The organism is Domibacillus sp. F004 (assembly GCF_057814295.1).
In genome coordinates, this window is sequence record NZ_JBVATB010000003.1 from 475806 (window position 1) to 489462 (window position 13657).

Here is a 13657-nt window from a genome sequence, read left to right on the forward strand (position 1 = left end):
ATGAGGCCGCTAATCGAATCCGTTACCATTTTATCTGTATAAAGCTATCCTTACGAAAGGAAGCCTCTTTGTCTAATCTTACACATGACAAATCCGCTTTCAGGCAATGTCGGCATTTTGACCAAACTGTAGCTTAAATCTTGATCCGGGACTTCAAACTCCACCTTGTTCGCGAGAAAATCCAGGCTCGCTTTCATTACTTCGATAGTAATACCCTCACCCGGACAGCGGTGCCCTTTCGCAGCGTCACCCCCGCCTTGAGGAATAAAATCAAATAAGCTTAATCCTCAACATTTACTTGTGAGCGGTCTTGGCGGACTGCCAACCAACTCCAATGGTGTGCCTTGGAATGGCGCATATATTGTAGCGAGACGTCTTCAAGTCGCTCGTTTATACCATATGACAAAAGATGAAGGAGTACGGGCGACATTCCGTAAAATGCTGGCTCGCGACCGTTACCATCAATACCAGTGGATGGCTGCGATTCAAGAATTTGAAGAGAAAAATGGCGTGGTTGTGCCGGCCTCATTCCCTCCGGAAGCCGAAATGGAATCTCAGCCTCAAGCGTATGAATTTTGGAATCTTTCGGAAGGGGCAGAATCTGCTGAAGGCCTTTGGGCAACAGGAAGCGCACCAGATGGAACAGGCGATTACGTCTACGTTATGGAACCCGTAGCGCAAGGACAGATTCCTAATCCAGAAATTCCACCTACTGCCTTACATCATGATTTAGATGCTAAAAAAGTAACTTCTAAATAAGTGAACTCTCTTTGGGAGAAACCCAATAAATTCGATACGGAACAAGGAACATATAAGAGCAGAAGCAAAATGCCTGAATGAGGCATTTTGCTTCTGCTCTTCCTGTTCATGGAAAAAGACAATTGATAAAAACTAAAGGATGGCCTATCCGAAGTGTTTACTCAGACTCTTTCCTCCCCTCCCCACATTTTTGCCTCTACTTATGGAACAAAAAGGAGATTATGATTGAAACCTTCTATATAAGAAGGTTCCAACATGACTCTCTCTAGAAGGATTAGAATGAATTCAACCATTTTATTTGCTGGAAATTATTTCACGCCTTTATCCTTATTCCACGTCCGATTCGGCATATCGTTTATGATTAGATTGCCAAGAATCGTTATAAATGGGTTGATCAAAAAGAAAGCTGTATGCTGCCGCCGCCAAGTATTCGAAAACGATTTTTGTAAAGTAGGATAAAAGAAGAAGAATCGATTTCTCAAAAGGAGAAGCCGGTCCTTCTTTTCATTTTTTCGTAATAAGGCTGTTCTTTCAAGAAAAAAGGGAAATATGCCATCTGCCATTCCGTGGAAGGTCTTCTGTACCTATCCTTTGAATGAGTTTAGCCTGGCTGTATTTTCTTCATGGAAGAGGAGGTCTCCTCTACCCTTATAAGTAAAACTTCTTCCATGGTTTCATCTGATTTCTTGAAAAAGAAAAAGTTAACACATATTTGGCGACGAAGCTATATTGCTCTTCAGCATGGATAGAGGGATATCCTATTTTAATGCCGTTGCTTTTACAAATGGCACGAGGTGCTACATATTGAAATAAATACTGAAGTGCTGCCGATACCTCACAAAATTATCCCCCAACACTTCCTGCAATTTTTTGCATAGACGGGGTCTGGACGTTCTGGCTTAGCGTGATACTGTCATTCTTTCACATGATAAATCATCGCTCACACTCCATCTTAAAATAGTCACTGCCCCACTACTTTATGCAGCAACTTTAAAAGGAGTGATTTTTAGTAAGGGCAATGAATGAGAGGAAACGTGCTATGTTTTAACTCGGCTGCACTCTGTTATGGGAATAGGCAGCCCTTTGGGACGGCAATGAAAAATGCACCCATATCGGCATGCCTTTTCATTGATCACTGGGATTGAACGTTATTCAGGTTTTTTTGCCGTATTTCTTGGCAGAGTCCTTTCATATTTCGACGGTACAATTTCCCCTGACATGTAGGTATCACTAACTTGCTCATGAGTCGTAGCGAGGCCTTTTGAAACGTCATTATTCTTATGGTAATCCTCGGTTTCAAAATTCCGAATCGTCGAGGTGTTTTCCTTATATTCTTTTTTCAATGCAGCCACTCCTTTCCTCTCCGTATTTTCTTCAAATGAAGAAGACTTATTCAAAAAGAGGAGCGTTTCCTCAATAAAAAACCCGATCCATCCTTAAAGATGAAACGAGCTTTAATATGATGAGCCTACTATATAAAGAAAAGCCCACTGCTTTTCTTTATGCTTTCATCAATTCCCGGTTATGTTCGGTTAAGAAAGCTTCTGTGATCAGCAATATATCAGCTGATTGATTATAAATCACTGTATTATCCGGGATATGCATATTTTCCATAACAATGGCCCGTTCAATAAAAGAGCCACGTCCAATGCGGGCATTTGGCATAATAACGCAGTCTTTCACAAATGCGTCTTTTTCCACTTCGACCCCTTGAGAAATAACTGATTGCTGAATTTCGCCATCCACAATACACCCTTCATTTAAAAGCGAATGCCTGACAATCGCATGATCGCCCACCATTTGCGGCGGGTAATTGGATGGAGCGGAATAAATGCGCCAAGAAGGATCATATAAATCCAGTTTCTTTTTTCTGTCCAACAAATCCATATTTGCTTCCCACAAACTTTGAATCGTTCCAACGTCTTTCCAGTATCCCTTAAACGGATACGCCACCAATTTCTCTTTAGCCGCCAGCATGGCTGGAATCACATCTTTGCCAAAGTCATTAGTGGAATCTGGATTGTTAGCATCCTGTTCCAAATATTTTTTCAGTACGGACCATTTGAAGATGTAAATACCCATCGACGCAAGATTACTTTCCGGTTTTGCGGGTTTTTCATCAAAATGTGTCACACGATAAGAATCGTCTGTCTTCAGAATGCCAAAACGGCTTGCTTCCTCCCACGGTACCTCAATAACCGATATCGTGGCGTCAGCTTCTTTCTGTATGTGATCATCCAGCATCAAATCATAATTCATTTTATAAATGTGGTCACCTGATAAAATCAATACATGTTCTGGGTCATATTGGTTAATATAATCAAAATTTTGATAAATAGCATGGGCTGTGCCAGAATACCATTTCACTTCAGATGAACTAGCATATGGGGGAAGAACCGTCACCCCGCCATGATGGCTGCGGTCAAGGTCCCATGCACTGCCAATACCGATATAGGAGTTTAACACGAGTGGTTGGTATTGGGTTAAAACGCCGACTGTATCAATTCCAGATTGAGCACAATTGGAAAGAGGAAAATCAATAATACGATATTTTCCGCCAAAGGGCACTGCCGGTTTTGCGATGTTTTCAGTCAATTGTTTTAATCGACTCCCTTTTCCTCCCGCAAGGAGCATTGCGATACATTTTTGTTTATTCATGGTGTAAGATCTCCCTTTTTCTCTTTTGTAAAGTCAAAAATACTCGTATTTTTTAACATACCCTATTTGAATAAGGGTAAACCTATTGCCTTTCACCTATTTCTTCCAGTGCATTATTCACCTTGGCAGCTTGTTCATACACCTTTGAGTAGTAAATGGATAAAACAACAACATAAAAAAGAGTCTTCTTAAAAAAAGAGACCCTTTAGTCCGTATATATGTTGTCTTTCTGATTTACTGAAATTCCTCTTTTATACAGCCTGAAACCTGCTAAGCCTTCTTTGACCGTTATTTTCCCATTATTTTTATAAAAAATCCGCTGATAATTTTATTCCTTCTTCCCATACTATAGGAGCGGGAACGCGCGCACCCGAGTTTGAATGAGGCGAAAGGAGACGAATCGAGATGGGAAGAGACGGGAATAAAAAAGGCAACCGTAATAAAAATTCATTGCCACAAACACCAAAACATTCAAAAATACTTCCAGATCAATTCAATGAGGAGTTTTCCACTGAACTCACTGGAATCACTAACCGGGAACGAAAAAACGCACGAAAAAAATAAAGTGCTGTTACGTTTGAGGAGGAGATCGCATGGACTTAGTACGAGCAAAACAAATTGTGTCTACTCCATCATCCGATGTAGACGTTCAATTTAACGGTGTTTCCGTCTGGATTGATGAAATCCATGACAATGGGAAAACAGCGACGGTCCATTTACGCGGACCGGGAGAAGAACGAACCGAAGTCGGTATAGAAGACCTTGAAGAAATTACACATTAACGAACAAAACAACCATCCTTTCTTTTGTGAAGGATGGTTGTTTTCCACATACAATCAATACTCGATACTTCATAAAAGGCTCTGTTCAAACATTCAGCCGTTTTAACAGCTCAATCGTTTTAGGCATATTAACGATACGGTGATCATCTGTTTGCACATAATCATCTTTTACGAGAACGGTCATCGTTTTTCCCAATCCCGATTTATGCGGCTTTCGAAAGGATAGCTCCTGCAAAAGAGGCAAACGTAACAAGGAAGCCATCCCCTTTTCACGGGCTGTTCGCTGTTTTTCTTTCTGTTCTTCCACAATTTTAATACAAAGACGCGTTTCTTCGATCTGAAAATAATACGGACTGTTTGAATGCTGTCCCCACCAGAACGCTTGAAAGCCTCCATTTTGATTCGGCACATATCCCCAATTTCCGCGCCTATCGGTCTATCGCCCCGATATCCTCATTTCAGGTATACGGTTTCCAATAGCCGCACTGATTCGGGCACACATACGCTAAGAAACCGTCTACTGTGACCTTACCATTTTCATCTATTGTAAGATCTTCTGCTGCATCTTCTACTAAATCTACATGGCAATTCGGACATATGAACGGATCCATCTTGACTTTACCTCCTTCTGTCGCAAGCCTATTATACTATATAAGAAGACAAACGATAAGGAAGGCAAAGAAAGGAAGACATGATCTACGTATTGACAGGGTACAGTATAATGTCATATTTCCATAAGTGTAAAGGAGTGTTTTTCTTCATGTATTATAGCGATGTGGTCGTCCCCATTAAACATCCAGGTCCCTTATCTGGGTATAGACAGCTTCATATTCAGCCTTATATGTTTGATCATCCGGTGCGATTTACCATTTATCGCCATCAAACACATCCTCATTCGGTGATGATGGATGACAAGAAACAGTGGTATTTCGCTATTCGCTGGGAATGGAGCACATTAACCGACGTCAAATATGCCCGGCATGTTCATCGTCCTTCTTATGTGGACGAAAACACAACGCTAAAACTTATCGATTATTTAGCTAAATTAGGTGTCACGCCTCAAATGGCTGATTTCGACAAAGCATTTGTCCATACAACCGTCTTCACTGATAACTTGGATAACGTCCCGTTAAGCAAGCAGCTGCGCATCGCAAATGCCGATGGTGAAGATGATCCAGCAGTCGTCCAAACCGTTCACTTCATTGAAAACACGCATAATGGCCAGCGGACCCGTTTCTTATCCGGTTTTGAAACGTATTCCATCGCCACGATTACGGAAAACCGTTACTATTTGCAGCACATTCACTTGCCCGCTGCCGCTTTTCTTCATTTGCAGTATTTCGTTTATTTTCAGCAATACGAGTTCATTCCTTCCAAGCAAATGATGGCAAAACTGCTCGGAAACTTATGGGCATCCACTCAGGCGATGAACAGGCAGTGGAATGAATCACTCTTAACGATTGAACACATTCAGAAGCCGTAATGGCTTTTCTGTTTAAGCTTTTCTTTCCGTCATCAAAACGCAGACTCACTCATCTTTAGCAAGCGATAAACTGTTTTCGACAAGAGCACGGCGAAGTTGATCCAATGCTTTTGGCTCCATCTCATGCAACCGCAAAACATCGGCTTCCGTGAGCTTTGCAATCGGCTCAAGTCTATCCTATCCAGCCCCTTTAAGCGCTCGTCTTACCGGCCTGGCTAACCTAGCCGGAAGATCGCTTTCTTTCACCTGATCATTCGATGTCAGCAGTGAAACAATCCAACCTGTATCCATTTGAACATCCTTTCTTTACTAACTATACAAACCAAAAGGCAAAAAGGGTCAGTCAAATACAAAATATAACACCATTGCCGGATACAGGATATGCAGATGCCACCCGCTGATCCATGTGTTCTGATGCTTTTTACAGCAAGCTCAAAAGCTTCCCCGCTATTTTTTATCCTCTTAAACAAAATCTCAATTTATCAACAGAATAAATACAAAGCGCGCATATCATCCGTTGGCCCTTCCTCTTCGTATAAAAAGGGAGGCATTTGGCAAAATTGAAGAGGTCATTGTTTATTTAACAAGTAGCATCTATAAACAAAATTTATGTAGTTATGGAGAAGTGACGATGCCAAATCCAAACATCTTATTTTATTTGTCTTTTATCATGATATCGATCTTATTTATCGTGGCTTTATTCATGCTTGTTTTTTGGCGTTGGTTGATGAAAAAAGTAGTGAAGGCAGCTGGAAAAATCGCTTTAACCGACAGCTATCAAGAAAATATTATGGAGTTAATGCCGGGGCTTCGGCATATGGGCATTCAAAATGTGATTGAAAACAGCTTACGTGCAGAGACAGGTAAGGTCCTTTTTCGCCCGCTTGGCGGCTCTTCACAAAAATGGCCAAATCTTGATCAGATTACCTTTATCCCCGCACAGACGACCCCCTTTCCCATTGATAGTGAAGAAGATGTGGATGTACAAGTAACCATTGGACCAAAAGCTAAAAAACCAATGCAAATCAAAATTCCGCTTATGATCAGCGGGATGGGCTATGGGGTTGGACTAAGCGAACAAGCAAGGCTTTCTTTGGCGGAAGCTGCAAAAAATACAGGAACCGCGATTAATTCGGGTGAAGGGGGAATCTTGCCTGAAGAATTAGACACAGCAGGAAAATATATTTTACAGTTTTCCAAAACAAAATGGGCAAAGGACATTGACAGTATTAAGCGAGCCGACATGATTGAAATTAAATTAGGGCAAGGTTCTGTGTTTGGGATAGGTAAGAAATTCCCACCGAAAGATTTAACCGGGCGAGCTCGTGAGATAATGGGGCTGAAGGAAAATGAAGAGGCCGTCATTTCTGAACATTTTTATGAAAATCAAACAGTAGAAGATTTGAAAGCACTTGTTGAGAAACTGCGGGATCTATCAGGTGGTGTTCCGATCGGGGTAAAAATAGGGACCGGGGGGAAAATTGAAGAAGATATTGATCATTTAATTGACATGAGCGTTGACTTTATTGCGATTGATGGCGGACAAGCGGCCATGAAAGAAGCGCCGCCTATTTTAAGTGATGACTTTGGCATCCCGACATTGCATGGAGTTGTTCGGGCTGTTAACCATCTCGAAAAACGAAAGCTGAAAGGACATATTAGTTTAATTGTTTCAGGGGGACTTTTAGTACCTGGACACTTTTTAAAAGTGCTTGCACTCGGGGCAGATGCTGTATATGTAGGCTCCGCGATGTTATTTGCTGTCTCGCATACGCAGTCCCTCAATGCCCTCCCATTTGAACCGCCTACGCAAGGTGTCTGGTACAATGGGAAATTTAAGGATCAATTCAAGGTCGAAGATGGAGTGAAAGCCGCGGAAAAATTCTTAACTTCCTGTACAGAAGAAATCGAAACAGCGTTAAGAGCGATGGGTAAACGCTCTTTAAAAGAGTTGTCAAAAAAAGATTTAGTATCCTACGATGAATTGACCGCTCAAATGATTGGAATTCCCTTTTCATTTGAATCTTCGGAAAAAGAGCAACCGCGAAACTAATTAAATAATCGAGACAGGTGTCCACGCTTGGGCCTGATTTTTAAGAAACGGCCCAAAAATATGTTCATTTTTTAGGGACAACATACTTACTGCTCTTTGGAATTGCAATCTGCTAAAATGGGTGCTATTAAAACATCCGCAACGATTAATGTAACGATTCATCTCGCTTTCCTTTCTTTATTTACTATACAAATAAGAAATCGATAAGGTTCATTTAAATACGAAAAAACTACATCCTTACCGGATGTAGTACGTGTGCGGATGCCCTCCGCTGATCCATATGTTCCTGATACGTTTTACTGCAGGGCCAAAAGCTCCCTGGCCATTTTTCTTTCATCATAAATAGGATGAATATATTTTTTCATCACATAGGGGGAAGTCATAATCGAGAGTAGAGCTCCGTAGTCAAGATTGAATGCTACTTCGTCTCCTACTTTCAAATTCACTTTTTTTGCATCAAGAATCATATGGTCACTGCTTGATCCTAAAATGTCTATATCTAATTTTGGTGTGAGTCCACTCACGAGCACATCCTGAATGCCAACCCCAAGGATCGCTCTTCTAATAAGACCGCGATCGTGCCATGCTGGCGTAATGCCAAATGCATTTTGGCCTATTTGCCCATCAGGTACCGACGGTTTTATTTTTAATTCGATGACCTCCGATATGAAGGTGAAAACGTCTGTAAATAATCCGGATATTTTTTTACGGCCAAGCGTTTCTCTTCCTAAAAAGATGGATTCTCCCAACCTTAAGTTGTTAATGCTCCCTCTATTTTTAGCCGTCATCAACCAATTGTAATTAGCTGAATTTCCTCCTGAAACATAAAGAAGCGGTATTGCAAATGTTTGCTCCACTTGGACAGCGAGTGAAGACAACATTCTCATCTTCCCGTCACTCGGTTTGACTCCTCCAAAGCAAGAAAAATTGGCTCCAACCCCGACCAATTTAATTCCGGGAAGTTTCACGATCTCTTGAACATACCAATCAAGGTCGAGCGGCCTGATCCCTTCTCTTAAATCACCCATTTCGATCATGAGGATAATTTTATGCACTGTTTTGTTTCTCATTGCGGTTTCTGAAAGACTCTTCATGACTGCTATCTCGGTATTCATGCTAATATCCGCATACTTTATGACTAACTCCACCTCACTTAAAGCTGGGGTTCGTAATAACACAAATTCTGCCTGAATACCGGCATCACGCATTTTCTTCAGATTGATTATTTTTGAATCGGCCAACATGCGAATGCCTTTATTCACAAGAACGTTTGCAATCTCCGGCTGTCCGCAAATCCCTTTTGTCACACCCATAATGCTCATTTCTTTTGAAGTGCACAAATGGAAGAGTTTTTCTGCATTGTGTGCAAGCTTACCAAGATTAACTTCAATCCTTGGTGTGATCAGGTCAATCAATTAGCCAACACTCTATTCTTCCTATTCCCCATTTCTGGGAAGGCTTCAAAAAGGCTAGAGATGAGCTTGTCACACCCATGTTTTAAAACATCAGTCGTTGGAAGTTGTATTTGGTCTTCATACTCTGTCACAACATCCTCAATTTCTTTATCTGACATGTTTTCATGGTTAATCGTAATCGCAATGACCTTTGCGCTGGAAAAGTTTTCAACTAGCTCAATTTCACTTTTAATCGTTGGCATTTCCATAAAGCTAAAATCGCCTAAATTTTTTCGTTTCGGAGGATGTTGAATAATCACCGCTCCAGGTCTTGAGCCTCGTAAAATCCCACAAGAGCTTACATAGGCTGGATGACTTAAGGCACCTTGACCTTCCACGATAATAATGTCAGGATGCTCCTCATCATAGGCTTTCATAATTTGATTTTCAATTTCACCAATCATAAATTGCAGAGGCATCGCATCGATTGCCACCCCATATTTAGCTCCTTGAATAAGGCCTGTTTGTCCGGTCGCCACAAAAGCAACCTTTAACCCCTTTTCTAATAAAGCAGCTTCCAGAATAACAGAAGTCGTTCTCTTGCCAACTGCGCTATCTGTTCCAAGTACGGCTACGATCGGGATTTGAATATTTAAAATCCTTCCTGAGAAAAGGTGTAAATCCTTACTTTGAGGCGGTTTTCGAATATCATGAATGGTCACACCATATTGAATGGATTGTTTTAAAAACTCCGTGTCTTCTGTAAAAAATTCATGAAGTGGATTTATGATATTCATCTGGCGCTCTATTGCTTTCATCACGATCATTCTTTCATCCTTTTTTAAAAAGGCATCCGCAGGCGCAATGCCGTAAATGAAATGACTTGGTACATAGGATAATTGATCAATCGCATGATCAAGGCTTTTGAATATCGGGATTCCATTTTTTTTGCCATCAAGACACTCCCCTGCATCCATCCCAGCCTTCGTACTGTCAATGACTCCAGCAATCTGATATTTTCTTGAACTTCTCACAAGTCCATTGGCAGTTTTCCCGTCCATCGTTCCAAAATGATTTTCACAATATAGAATAGCCGTTTCTTTCATTCTAGTTCCCCATCCCTTTTTTACGTTTATCCATTCAGATCAGAGGAAATTTTATATTTTTATACAAAAAACACCTTCACCATAAATAGAAGACAACAAACAGGCTTAAAAGCCCGTACACTAATCACGGAAGGTGTTTTTCTAATATCAAATTTTTTCCATACCTTAATTTTAAGTATACCACATATTTGAAAATAAGATACCTTCGTCCGCATGATGAATCGTCAATTCGTCTTTTTGGAAGATAAAGAATAGCTCGCTTATGAACAAAGTACTTAAGAATTAATGCTATAATTATACGAAATGTATAGAAGTTAATAGGAAACGAGATCGCTGAGAAAGTGGGATGTATAATTAAAGTTAAAGGAAATCAAAAATGAATGATCCGTTATAATAAGCCGCATTTATTCCCATTTGTCTGGGTTTACAATACAAAAGCTTATTATATAATGGCACCATTATATCTATATTCATTACGGCCATTGGATGGACAATAGATAGCAAGAATTTATGGTTTATTCCTTGTGCTATGGTCCTATTCCTCTTACTCTTAAACATATGGCTTTACATGGATTATCAGAAAAAGTGTAAAGAAAAGGAGGATTGTGAAGATGACGTTGCAGCAGCTGAAATATGTCATTGAAATTGTGCTTTCCGGTTCTATTAACGAAGCGGCCCGGCGTCTTTTTATGTCACAGCCGAGCTTATCCAAAGCGGTAAAAGAACTCGAAAAAGAACTGGGGATTGATATTTTCATCCGTACCTCTAAAGGAATCACGCTTTCAACCGACGGGGCGGAATTTCTCGGGTATGCCCGGCAAGTGGTCGAACAGGCGGAACTGCTTGAAAACCGCTATTTTAACACTGTCCCTTCCCGGCAGCTGTTCTCTGTTTCCACCCAGCATTATGCGTTCGCGGTTAATGCGTTCGTGGAAATGATCAAAAAACACGGTGCCCTTGAATATCAATTTACACTGCGAGAAACGAGAACGTATGAAATTATTGAAGATGTCAAAAATTTGCGCAGTGAAATCGGGATTTTGTATGTCAGCTCGTTTAATGAAAAAGTGATGAAGCAAATGCTGAAGGAAGAAGGATTGGACTTCCACCCGCTTTTTGAAGCGGAACCGCATATTTTTGTCAGTGCCGACAACCCGCTTGCCAAAAAAGCATCGGTGACGCTGGAAGAGTTAGAAGCGTATCCACGTCTTTCTTTTGAACAGGGCGAATTTAATTCTTTTTATTATGCAGAAGAAATGTTCAGTACGCTCCCTCATCCAAAAAGCATTCACGTAAGCGACCGGGCGACGTTGTTTAACTTGCTGATTGGGCTGAATGGCTATACGATTTCAACTGGTATTTTAAGCGTTGATTTGAATGGGTCCAACATTGTGTCTGTGCCTCTTGAGGAAAAGGAAACGATTTCGGTTGGCTGGATTGTCCACAAAAAAACGCGGTTAAGCCGAATGGCTACGCTCTATTTGCAGGAATTAAAAGAAATCATTGATTATTACGCCGCTCCTTGATATAGCTTTTGACTATAACTAACTATCAGCATTAACAGTTACGCTATATCTTCTCCCTCATGCTATGATACATACAAGTTCAACATAGCGAAGGAGAGACACACATGACAACACAGACAAAAACAGCACCATTTCGATTTGATATTGTGGGAAGCTTTTTACGCCCCGAAACATTAAAAAAGGCACGGCCAAATTTGAAAAGAATGAAATCACAGCCGATGAGCTAAAAAGCTTCAATTTGTGACAGGAGAGAAAAACGTCGTGCTCGGGCTTGTTTCTTCTAAAATAGGGGAACTTGAAGAGAAAGAACAGATCATTGCGCGCATTCAAGAAGCGTCCCAATACGTGCCGCTTGATCGGCTCTCCTTAAGCCCGCAATGCGGATTCGCTTCAACAGAAGAAGGCAACATTTTAACCGAAGAACAGCAATGGGCGAAACTGCGCTTCATTAAAGAGATTACGGAAGACGTGTGGAAATAAGTAAAAAAAGACAGGAGTAATAACCTTTCTCCTGTCTTTTTTTATGTTATATGTAATCATCGGACTGGGCGAATGAATTATACCACTTTCGTTGTGAGGGCTGCCTCGATTTCCGCTTTCAATTCCCCTGCAGATAATTCAACAGGGTATTGAAATTCTTTGTTATTAATAAAAACAGTCGGCACCATTTTCACGTTTCTCTGGATCGCCTCTGCCGTGACGTTCAAGCTAATGTCCGTATTTTGCGGTTCTTCTTTTAATTGATAGTTTTCCGCTAATAGCGTTTTGATTTCTTGATTATTCAATTGATCCCATTGTGCCTGTGTTTCAAATAATTCCTTTAAAATTTCTTTGACGCGTGAAGGATTCTCATAATCAAGGAATAAGTTGACTAATGTTCCATTTAACAGCATCTCTCTTGGCTTGTCATAATGTTTGACGATAAATTCAACGCGGCCCTCATCCAAGTAGTCTTTTAACACTTCTTCCGCGATGCCAAAAAAAGTAGCGCAATACGGGCACGTTAAATTCAAAAATACTTCCACCTTTACAGGTGCCTCTTTCTGTCCAAAACTCAATTGTGTATTCTCCATCTCTCTCACTCGCTTTCCCGGAAAAATGTAATGCTTATTTTCACAAAGTATAATAATTCTCACTAAAGTTGTCAACATTAAAAGACAGAATATTCATGATTAAAATGGATTCGTTGCCCAAAGACTGGAAGACGGAATAAAAACACGCGGGTGCAGTTTTAATTGAGCCACCATATAATCCGCTAAATCCTCCGGCTGCATAAACTTCTCCGAATCGTTATCCATATTCTCTTTAGAGGCAAATCCAGTCGCGACCATACTAGGCGTTAAAGCAAAAACCCGAACATTATGTTTACGTACTTCTTGTGCCAACGATTCAGTCAGACCGAGAAGACCAAATTTAGACGCACTATAAGCGCTGGAACCGGCCGTCCCTCTCAGCCCTGACGTTGAGGAAATGTTGATAATATCTCCCTTATTTTTTTCAAGAAGCTGAGGCAAAACGGTACGTGTCACATAATAAACGCCCATTAAGTTTACATCAACCACCGTTTTCCAGTCTTTTGGATCGATGTCTAAAAAGGAGCCAAACTTCCCTATTCCGGCATTGTTAATTAAAATATCAGCCGTTCCAAGCTCGCTTGTTATCTTTTCAACCGCTTGCTCTACTTGCTCTAACGAAGAGACATCAGCCGTCGCATAAGCGGCTCGTCCTCCAAGCTTCTCTATCTCACTGGCGACTTCTGTAAGATCAGACACTGTTCGGGCCATTAACCCTACGTTTACTCCTTCCTTCGCTAAAGCAATCGCGGCTGCCCGCCCAATTCCTTTCCCTGCTCCTGTTACAATGGCCATTTTTCCGTTTATCGATTGTGTCAAAATA

At 40.9% G+C, this 13657-nt stretch carries 14 protein-coding genes and 5 pseudogenes; 9 read left to right on the top strand and 10 right to left on the bottom strand.

Features of this window, described 5'->3' with window-relative positions; all coding sequences use genetic code 11:
- Nucleotides 1-50 precede the first annotated feature (50 nt).
- Nucleotides 51-281 (bottom strand): annotated as a pseudogene (locus ACZYRN_RS10985) (cytochrome P450); the annotation flags it as partial.
- Here ACZYRN_RS10985 and ACZYRN_RS10990 point away from each other — a divergent pair.
- Nucleotides 280-759 (top strand): annotated as a pseudogene (locus ACZYRN_RS10990) (manganese catalase family protein); the annotation flags it as partial. The pseudogenes ACZYRN_RS10985 and ACZYRN_RS10990 sit on opposite strands and share 2 nt — an antisense overlap.
- Nucleotides 760-1061: 302 nt before the next feature.
- Nucleotides 1062-1208: pseudogene (locus tag ACZYRN_RS10995) on the top strand (thiol-disulfide oxidoreductase); the annotation flags it as partial.
- A 355-nt stretch (nucleotides 1209-1563) separates the two neighbouring features.
- On the opposite strand, the pseudogene ACZYRN_RS11000 reads toward ACZYRN_RS10995, so the two are convergent.
- The 3 genes and pseudogenes from ACZYRN_RS11000 to ACZYRN_RS11010 all read right to left on the bottom strand — a co-directional run.
- Nucleotides 1564-1696: pseudogene (locus ACZYRN_RS11000) on the bottom strand (manganese catalase family protein); the annotation flags it as partial.
- A 211-nt stretch (nucleotides 1697-1907) separates the two neighbouring features.
- Entirely contained in the window at nucleotides 1908-2111 is a 204-nt protein-coding gene (locus ACZYRN_RS11005) for a YozQ family protein (protein ID WP_488911625.1), read from the bottom strand.
- 148 nt (nucleotides 2112-2259) lie between these two features.
- Complete coding sequence (locus tag ACZYRN_RS11010) at nucleotides 2260-3417, bottom strand: glucose-1-phosphate adenylyltransferase (protein WP_488911626.1); 1158 nt, start codon at nucleotides 3415-3417, stop codon at nucleotides 2260-2262.
- Nucleotides 3418-3822: 405 nt separating this feature from the next.
- Here ACZYRN_RS11010 and ACZYRN_RS11015 point away from each other — a divergent pair, with 405 nt between their 5' ends.
- Nucleotides 3823-3981: a YfhD family protein gene (locus tag ACZYRN_RS11015; protein ID WP_488911628.1), complete on the top strand. Its 159-nt coding sequence runs from the start codon at nucleotides 3823-3825 to the stop codon at nucleotides 3979-3981.
- Between the two features lie 29 nt (nucleotides 3982-4010).
- On the top strand, nucleotides 4011-4199 hold the full coding sequence (locus tag ACZYRN_RS11020; protein ID WP_488911629.1) for an H-type small acid-soluble spore protein: 189 nt from the start codon (nucleotides 4011-4013) through the stop codon (nucleotides 4197-4199).
- 85 nt (nucleotides 4200-4284) lie between these two features.
- On the opposite strand, the gene ACZYRN_RS11025 is transcribed toward ACZYRN_RS11020, so the two are convergent.
- Nucleotides 4285-4608: a hypothetical protein gene (locus tag ACZYRN_RS11025; RefSeq protein ID WP_488911630.1), complete on the bottom strand. Its 324-nt coding sequence runs from the start codon at nucleotides 4606-4608 to the stop codon at nucleotides 4285-4287.
- A gap of 49 nt (nucleotides 4609-4657) precedes the next feature.
- Nucleotides 4658-4810, bottom strand: a complete 153-nt coding sequence (locus ACZYRN_RS11030; RefSeq protein ID WP_488911631.1) for a hypothetical protein — start codon at nucleotides 4808-4810, stop codon at nucleotides 4658-4660.
- 149 nt (nucleotides 4811-4959) lie between these two features.
- Between ACZYRN_RS11030 and ACZYRN_RS11035 the strand changes: the two genes are divergently transcribed.
- Together ACZYRN_RS11035 and ACZYRN_RS11040 are read left to right on the top strand one after the other, a co-directional pair.
- A complete protein-coding gene (locus tag ACZYRN_RS11035) occupies nucleotides 4960-5682 on the top strand; it encodes a hypothetical protein (protein WP_488911632.1) in 723 nt (240 codons plus the stop codon).
- A 631-nt stretch (nucleotides 5683-6313) separates the two neighbouring features.
- Complete coding sequence (locus ACZYRN_RS11040; RefSeq protein ID WP_488911633.1) at nucleotides 6314-7735, top strand: FMN-binding glutamate synthase family protein; 1422 nt, start codon at nucleotides 6314-6316, stop codon at nucleotides 7733-7735.
- A 296-nt stretch (nucleotides 7736-8031) separates the two neighbouring features.
- Here the strand turns inward: ACZYRN_RS11040 and ACZYRN_RS11045 are convergent, their stop codons facing one another.
- On the bottom strand, nucleotides 8032-9150 hold the full coding sequence (locus tag ACZYRN_RS11045) for an alanine/ornithine racemase family PLP-dependent enzyme (RefSeq protein WP_488911634.1): 1119 nt from the start codon (nucleotides 9148-9150) through the stop codon (nucleotides 8032-8034).
- Nucleotides 9147-10235, bottom strand: coding sequence for an N-acetyltransferase DgcN family protein (locus tag ACZYRN_RS11050; RefSeq protein ID WP_488911635.1), 1089 nt, complete (start codon nucleotides 10233-10235; stop codon nucleotides 9147-9149). The genes ACZYRN_RS11045 and ACZYRN_RS11050 overlap by 4 nt, the downstream gene beginning before the upstream one ends.
- A 611-nt stretch (nucleotides 10236-10846) precedes the next feature.
- Between ACZYRN_RS11050 and ACZYRN_RS11055 the strand changes: the two genes are divergently transcribed.
- The 3 genes and pseudogenes from ACZYRN_RS11055 to ACZYRN_RS11065 form a co-directional block, all read left to right on the top strand.
- A complete protein-coding gene (locus tag ACZYRN_RS11055; RefSeq protein ID WP_488911636.1) occupies nucleotides 10847-11761 on the top strand; it encodes a LysR family transcriptional regulator in 915 nt (304 codons plus the stop codon).
- A gap of 104 nt (nucleotides 11762-11865) precedes the next feature.
- Nucleotides 11866-11988 (top strand): hypothetical protein, encoded by a 123-nt coding sequence (locus ACZYRN_RS11060; RefSeq protein WP_488911637.1) that lies wholly within the window; start codon nucleotides 11866-11868, stop codon nucleotides 11986-11988.
- A 22-nt stretch (nucleotides 11989-12010) separates the two neighbouring features.
- A pseudogene (locus ACZYRN_RS11065) lies at nucleotides 12011-12241 on the top strand (methionine synthase); the annotation flags it as partial.
- Nucleotides 12242-12318: 77 nt separating this feature from the next.
- Here ACZYRN_RS11065 and ACZYRN_RS11070 read toward each other — a convergent pair.
- Together ACZYRN_RS11070 and ACZYRN_RS11075 are read right to left on the bottom strand one after the other, a co-directional pair.
- Nucleotides 12319-12819, bottom strand: coding sequence for a thioredoxin domain-containing protein (locus ACZYRN_RS11070; RefSeq protein ID WP_488911638.1), 501 nt, complete (start codon nucleotides 12817-12819; stop codon nucleotides 12319-12321).
- Nucleotides 12820-12933: 114 nt separating this feature from the next.
- The gene (locus ACZYRN_RS11075) at nucleotides 12934-13653 is read right to left on the bottom strand and encodes a 3-ketoacyl-ACP reductase (RefSeq protein WP_488911639.1); all 720 of its coding nucleotides are present in this window, start codon (nucleotides 13651-13653) and stop codon (nucleotides 12934-12936) included.
- Between the last annotated feature and the right edge of the window lie 4 nt (nucleotides 13654-13657).

What these genes read in the sequence shown, in the direction of transcription:
- ACZYRN_RS11040 (WP_488911633.1), top strand. Translation starts at nt 6,314, where the DNA reads ATGCCAAATCCAAACATCTTATTTTATTTGTCTTTTATCATGATATCG.
- ACZYRN_RS11010 (WP_488911626.1), bottom strand. Translation starts at nt 3,417, where the DNA reads ATGAATAAACAAAAATGTATCGCAATGCTCCTTGCGGGAGGAAAAGGG.
- ACZYRN_RS11060 (WP_488911637.1), top strand. Translation starts at nt 11,866, where the DNA reads ATGACAACACAGACAAAAACAGCACCATTTCGATTTGATATTGTGGGA.
- ACZYRN_RS11055 (WP_488911636.1), top strand. Translation starts at nt 10,847, where the DNA reads ATGACGTTGCAGCAGCTGAAATATGTCATTGAAATTGTGCTTTCCGGT.
- ACZYRN_RS11020 (WP_488911629.1), top strand. Translation starts at nt 4,011, where the DNA reads ATGGACTTAGTACGAGCAAAACAAATTGTGTCTACTCCATCATCCGAT.
- ACZYRN_RS11030 (WP_488911631.1), bottom strand. Translation starts at nt 4,810, where the DNA reads ATGGATCCGTTCATATGTCCGAATTGCCATGTAGATTTAGTAGAAGAT.
- ACZYRN_RS11050 (WP_488911635.1), bottom strand. Translation starts at nt 10,235, where the DNA reads ATGAAAGAAACGGCTATTCTATATTGTGAAAATCATTTTGGAACGATG.
- ACZYRN_RS11015 (WP_488911628.1), top strand. Translation starts at nt 3,823, where the DNA reads ATGGGAAGAGACGGGAATAAAAAAGGCAACCGTAATAAAAATTCATTG.
- ACZYRN_RS11035 (WP_488911632.1), top strand. Translation starts at nt 4,960, where the DNA reads ATGTATTATAGCGATGTGGTCGTCCCCATTAAACATCCAGGTCCCTTA.